Annotated in this window: 2 protein-coding genes; both read left to right on the top strand. The window is 30.5% G+C overall.

From position 1 onward, the window contains the following. The first annotated feature begins 210 nt into the window (after positions 1–210). Complete coding sequence (locus tag KCG49_RS16310; RefSeq protein WP_218548019.1) at positions 211–450, top strand: hypothetical protein; 240 nt, start codon at positions 211–213, stop codon at positions 448–450. Positions 451–456: 6 nt separating this feature from the next. After that, positions 457–975: a DUF2335 domain-containing protein gene (locus KCG49_RS16305; RefSeq protein ID WP_218548018.1), complete on the top strand. Its 519-nt coding sequence runs from the start codon at positions 457–459 to the stop codon at positions 973–975. The last annotated feature ends 25 nt before the right edge of the window (positions 976–1,000 follow it).

Here is a 1,000-nt window from a genome sequence, read left to right as displayed (position 1 = left end):
GTGTTTGTATATGAAAAGTAGCGTGTAACAATTCATATAATTTTCCGTCTAATATAACGTTAATAGATAGTAAATTAACAATAGTTTGGCACGAAATTAGCTATTTTTTATATACATTGTTGGCAGTAGTTTTTTTATCACTACTTTTGCCTCAAATTTCAGTTATAATATTTTTTATTATATTTAGAATATCAAAATTAACGAGTAACTATGAAAAAAAGAAATGTTAGATATAGAACGGATTATCTTTTACCAAAAAATAATTTTTGGGTAGGTATGGGTTCTATTTTAAATTTAGCAGGTAGTTATTTTGAATATAATTATTCAAGGTCGGATAGAGAAGCTGACTTAAAAGCTTTAATTTCTGATTGGGATAATACAGGTAATGACATAAGGAAAGCGAAAGAAAATTTTGAAAATAAAAATCAAAAAAAACTTTGCTTAAAATAATTTCCAGTGTCAAAAAATAAGAAATCCGACAATAAGCCTGTAATCAAAAAGCCTCAACAAGAGCTTCCAGAAGAACTTCAAGAAATAGAAGAGGATTTAGTAAGTGTAAATCCTGAAATATTTAAAGGCGTACCTCAAAGAAAGAAAATGGAAATTCTACAAAGTCTTTCCATTGTTTCAATTCAACATAGAAGCCATTCAGGTCCTTTGCCTGACGCTGAAACTTTAATTAAATATGATTCTGTAATTCCGAATGGTGCTGATAGGATTATGAAGATGGCAGAAAACCAACAAAATCATAGAGTCGGTTTAGAAAATAAGGTTGTTGATAGTCAGTCCTCACAAAGTAAATTAGGTCAAATATTTGGCTTAATAATAGGTTTAGTTGGAATTGGTTGCGGAACTTATTTAGCTGCCACAGGCGAACCAACTGTAGGTGGAATTATTGCTGGCGGAACAGTAGTCAGTTTAGTTTCGGTTTTTGTTATCGGAAAAGCTACACAAAGAAAAAGTTTAGAGGAATAGACGAAAGTAATTTCAAATTACTGCC

Source organism: Winogradskyella luteola (assembly GCF_019203985.1).
GTDB classification, from domain to species: Bacteria; Bacteroidota; Bacteroidia; order Flavobacteriales; family Flavobacteriaceae; genus Winogradskyella; species Winogradskyella luteola.
Note: the sequence above shows the minus strand (reverse complement) of the source record. Positions and strands in the feature narration are given on the sequence as shown.

Bases quoted from the DNA above. Each gene is read 5' to 3' on its own strand.
- KCG49_RS16310 (WP_218548019.1), top strand. From the start codon at position 211: ATGAAAAAAAGAAATGTTAGATATAGAACGGATTATCTTTTACCAAAA.